This is a genomic window from Mesorhizobium sp., assembly GCF_024509055.1.
Lineage (GTDB): Bacteria > Pseudomonadota > Alphaproteobacteria > Rhizobiales > Rhizobiaceae > Mesorhizobium.
Genome location: NZ_JANINM010000131.1, coordinates 1 through 4,329 on the forward strand (window position 1 = coordinate 1; position 4,329 = coordinate 4,329).

7 protein-coding genes are annotated in these 4,329 nt (G+C 63.4%); all 7 read left to right on the forward strand.

The annotated features are described in order from the left end of the window. On the forward strand, positions 1–87 hold an 87-nt coding region (locus tag Q0L57_RS06980; protein WP_296739977.1), incomplete at its 5' end, for a cytochrome c oxidase subunit 3. 208 nt (positions 88–295) lie between these two features. Then, positions 296–733, forward strand: a complete 438-nt coding sequence (locus Q0L57_RS06985) for a L,D-transpeptidase family protein (protein ID WP_296739967.1) — start codon at positions 296–298, stop codon at positions 731–733. Positions 734–747: 14 nt separating this feature from the next. Next, positions 748–1,134, forward strand: coding sequence for a DUF983 domain-containing protein (locus Q0L57_RS06990; protein WP_296739968.1), 387 nt, complete (start codon positions 748–750; stop codon positions 1,132–1,134). Beyond that, entirely contained in the window at positions 1,131–1,886 is a 756-nt protein-coding gene (locus Q0L57_RS06995) for an SURF1 family protein (RefSeq protein ID WP_296739971.1), read from the forward strand. The genes Q0L57_RS06990 and Q0L57_RS06995 overlap by 4 nt, the downstream gene beginning before the upstream one ends. Positions 1,887–2,055: 169 nt before the next feature. Further along, positions 2,056–3,066, forward strand: coding sequence for a 4-hydroxy-3-methylbut-2-enyl diphosphate reductase (ispH, locus tag Q0L57_RS07000; protein ID WP_296739973.1), 1,011 nt, complete (start codon positions 2,056–2,058; stop codon positions 3,064–3,066). 5 nt (positions 3,067–3,071) lie between these two features. Beyond that, a complete protein-coding gene (locus Q0L57_RS07005; protein WP_296739980.1) occupies positions 3,072–4,034 on the forward strand; it encodes a homoserine kinase in 963 nt (320 codons plus the stop codon). Further along, positions 4,031–4,329 (forward strand): ribonuclease HI (gene rnhA, locus Q0L57_RS07010; protein ID WP_296739974.1); only part of this gene is annotated, 299 nt, incomplete at its 3' end. The genes Q0L57_RS07005 and rnhA, both read left to right, overlap by 4 nt.

Below are 4,329 nucleotides of genomic sequence, written 5' to 3' on the forward strand. Positions count from 1 at the left end.
TGGCACTTCGTCGACGTGGTCTGGCTGTTCCTGTTCAGCGCGATCTATGTCTGGGGTTCGAGCGGCGCGCTGATCGAAGGCCACTGATCCAGGCAATTCCAGGAAAGCGCGAAGCGGTTTCCGTCCGGAATTGCTTCAAGCGCCTGACGTTCACAGATTGCGAAGGCGGTCGCGGCAACGCGGCCGCCTTCTTCTTTTCGGCACAATGGCCGGCCATCGGTAACCTATGTGGGCGAGAATCCCCTTTGTCATCTTCGCGTGTCTGATCACCACCTCCCCGGTGCGGGGGCCGGACTTGCTTCCGGGCCAGAAGGTCGATCTCGTGCGTGTCGAGAAGTCACGGCGACAGTTGGAACTGATCGGCGGCGGCAAGGTCCTGCGCAGCTATGGCATCGCGCTCGGCGGCGACCCTGTTGGCCATAAGCACCGGGAAGGCGACCAGCGCACGCCCGAAGGTCGCTATTTTCTCGACTGGCGCAACGCCGACAGCGTGGCCTACAAGTCGATCCATATCTCCTATCCGAATACCGACGATCTCGCCGCCGCGAACGTTCGCGGTGTCCAGCCAGGTGGCTTCATCATGATCCATGGCCAGCCGAACGGCTTCGGCTGGCTGGGCGGGCTGCTTCAATTGGTCGACTGGACCGACGGCTGCATTGCGGTTACGGACTCCAACATGGATGAAATCTGGACAATGGTGGCCGACGGCACACCGATCGAAATCATGCAATGAGCGAAGATCATTAGATGAGTGAAGATAAGGCGATCTGGCCACCCATCGACCCGATTTCGGCCGGGCTGCACGGCCGCTGCCCGCGCTGCGGCGAGGGTAAGCTGTTTTCGGGTTTCCTCACCGTCGGCAAGCGCTGCTACAATTGCGGCCTCGACTATTCCTTCGCCGATGCCGGTGACGGCCCCGCCGTTTTCGTCATCCTGATCATCGGCTTCATCGTCGTCGGTCTGGCGCTTTGGATGGAGGTGACGCTCAGCCCGCCGCTCTGGCTGCATTTCGTGCTGTGGATACCCCTGGCGCTGGTGCTGAGCCTGACGGCGCTGCGCCTCATCAAGGGGGTGCTGATCACCCTGCAATACAGCAGGAAAGCCGCGGAAGGCCGGCTGGACAGCGAACAATGACCGATATGACCGGACGGACCGCCGGCCCCGCGCGGCCGCGCTCGCTGTTGCTGCTTTTCCTTAGCCTTGTCGTGTTCGTCATCCTTATGGGGCTTGGCACCTGGCAGGTGCAGCGCCTGTACTGGAAGGAAGGCCTGCTCGACACCATCGACAAGCGTACCCACTCGGCGCCCCTGCCGCTGGCCGATGTCGAAAAGCAATTTGCCTCCACCGGCGATGTCGACTACACGCCGGTGACCGTCACGGGCACTTTCCTGCACCAGGGCGAACGCGATTTCTTCGCGACCTGGGAAGGTGACAGTGGCTTCAACGTCTACACCCCCATGCAGCTCGATGACGGCCGGTTCGTGCTCGTCAATCGCGGCTTCGTGCCTTACGACTTGAAAGATCCGGCCAAGCGCCAGAAGGGCGAGGTCGCTGGCAGGGTGACAGTGACCGGTCTCGCCCGCAATCCGCTGCCGGGCAAGCCCTCGATGATGCTTCCCGACAACGACATCGCCAAGAACATCTTCTTCTGGAAGGACCGCGACGCCATGGCGGCGAGCGCAGGTCTGCCCGCGGGCGCGGTGCTGGTGCCGTTCTTCATCGATGCCGACAAGACGCCGAACCCCGGCGGCCTGCCGGTCGGCGGAGTGACCATCATCGATTTGCCGAACAACCACCTGCAATACGCCGTCACCTGGTATGGGCTGGCCGCGGCTCTCGCCGCCGTGCTCATCCTCAGGCTGCGCCGGCCGGCGAAAGAAGGCTAGCGCATGTCGCCCAAAAGTGCGCTGCGGTTCGGGATGACGACGGGCATGAAAACAAAGACTTAAAGCGCGTTGCATGATCCGTTCAAAGGCGACGCGCTTTGAGCCGCCGCTCTTGACACGGCAGGGGTGCGCGCCTCATTTCGCGTCGAGCTTCCGACTGAACCGGCCCATGCTGATGACTGAGAAAAAGCCACCACTGACGATCCGGCTCTGCCAGCCGCGCGGCTTCTGCGCCGGTGTCGACCGTGCCATCCAGATTGTCGTCCTGGCGCTGAAGAAATATGGCGCGCCGGTCTATGTCCGCCACGAGATCGTGCACAACCGCTATGTGGTCGAGGGCCTGCAGAGCCTGGGCGCCGTCTTCATCGAGGAACTGTCCGAGATCCCGGCCGGGCATCGGCAAAGCCCAGTGGTCTTTTCCGCGCATGGCGTGCCGAAATCGGTGCCGGCGGACGCCGAGGCGCGCAACCTTTTCTATCTCGACGCCACCTGTCCGCTGGTGTCGAAGGTGCATAAGCAGGCGATGCGCCACCAGCGCCTCGGCCGCCATGTGCTGCTGATCGGCCATGCCGGCCACCCGGAAGTGATCGGCACCATGGGCCAGCTGCCGGAAGGTGCGGTGACCCTGATCGAGACCGAAGCGGACGCAGCGCGTTTCGTCGCGACCGACCCGGCGGCGTTGGGCTTCGTCACCCAGACCACGCTGTCGGTCGAGGACACCGCCGGCATCATCCGAGCCCTTCAGGAGCGTTTTCCGGAGCTGCACGCGGCGGCGGCCGAATCGATCTGCTACGCCACCACCAACCGCCAGGAGGCGGTGAAGGAAACGGCGCCCGGGGCCGACCTGTTCCTCATCGTCGGCGCGCCCAATTCCTCCAATTCGCGCCGACTTGTCGAAGTGGCGGAGCGCGCCGGCGCCAAGATGTCGCTTCTCGTGCAGCGGGCTTCCGAAATTCCGTGGGATGACATCGCCGAGATTTCGACGCTCGGCCTATCGGCTGGCGCCTCGGCGCCGGAAATCATCGTCGATGAGATCATCGATGCTTTCCGCCAGCGCTTCGATGTCACGATCGATCTGGCCGTCACGGCCACGGAAACGGAGGATTTTCCGGTGATGCGGGTATTGCGCGATGTCGAACTGACGGCGGCCGACATGGCCTTCGTCAATGGAGCTGCGTGAACAGCATGGCCGTCTATACCGACGTCAACGAAGGCGAGCTGACCGCGTTCCTGAAATCCTATCCGGTAGGAGAACTGCTGTCCTACAAGGGCATCGCCGAAGGCACCGAGAATTCGAATTTCCTCGTCCATGCCTCCACCGGCTCCTACATACTGACGCTCTACGAGAAGCGTGTCGACAAGGCCGACCTGCCGTTCTTCCTTGGCCTGATGGGCCACCTCGCCAGGAAGGGCATTTCCTGCCCGCTTCCGGTCACCGCGCATGACGGCGCCGTCATTGGCACGCTCGCCGGCCGCCCCGCCGTCATCATCACCTTCCTCGAAGGCCTGTCGCTCAGGCGCCCCACGGCCGCGCATTGCGGCGAGGTCGGCAAGGCCCTGGCCGCACTGCATCTGGCCGGTGGCGATTTTCCGATGAAGCGGCCGAACGCGCTCGCCATCGACGGCTGGCGCAAGCTCTGGGCCGCCTCGCGCGAGCGCGCCGACGAGGTCGAACGCGGACTCGCGGCCGAGGTCGACGCCGACTTCATCGACTTCGAGCGCAATTGGCCAACGGGCCTGCCGCAAGGCATCATCCACGCCGATCTGTTCCCGGACAACGTCTTCTTCCTCGGCGAGAAGCTGTCGGGGCTGATCGACTTCTATTTCGCCTGCGACGACCTCTATGCCTATGACGTCGCCACCTGCCTCAACGCCTGGTGCTTCGAGAAGGATTTTTCCTTCAACCTCACCAAGGGCGCGGCGCTGCTGGCCGGCTACCAGTCGGTGCGGCCGTTGCAAGGCGACGAGAAGGCAGCGTTGCCGATGCTGGCGCGCGGCTCGGCGCTGCGCTTCATGCTGACCCGGCTCTACGACTGGCTGACCATTCCCGACGGCGGGCTGGTGATGAAGCGCGATCCGACCGAATATATCCGCCGCATGCGCTTCCACCGCGCGATCAGATCGCCATCCGAATACGGGCTGACATGACCAAGCAGGTTGAAATCTTCACCGACGGCGCCTGCTCGGGCAATCCCGGGCCGGGCGGCTGGGGTGCCATTCTGCGATTCAACGGCAAGACCAAGGAATTGTCGGGTGGCGAGGCCGAGACGACCAACAACCGCATGGAACTGCTGGCCGCCATCTCGGCGTTGAACGCGCTGAAGGAGCCTTGCGCCGTCGAGCTGCACACCGACAGCAAATACGTCATGGACGGCATTTCCAAATGGATCCATGGCTGGAAGAAGAACGGCTGGAAGACCGCCGACAAGAAGCCGGTGAAGAA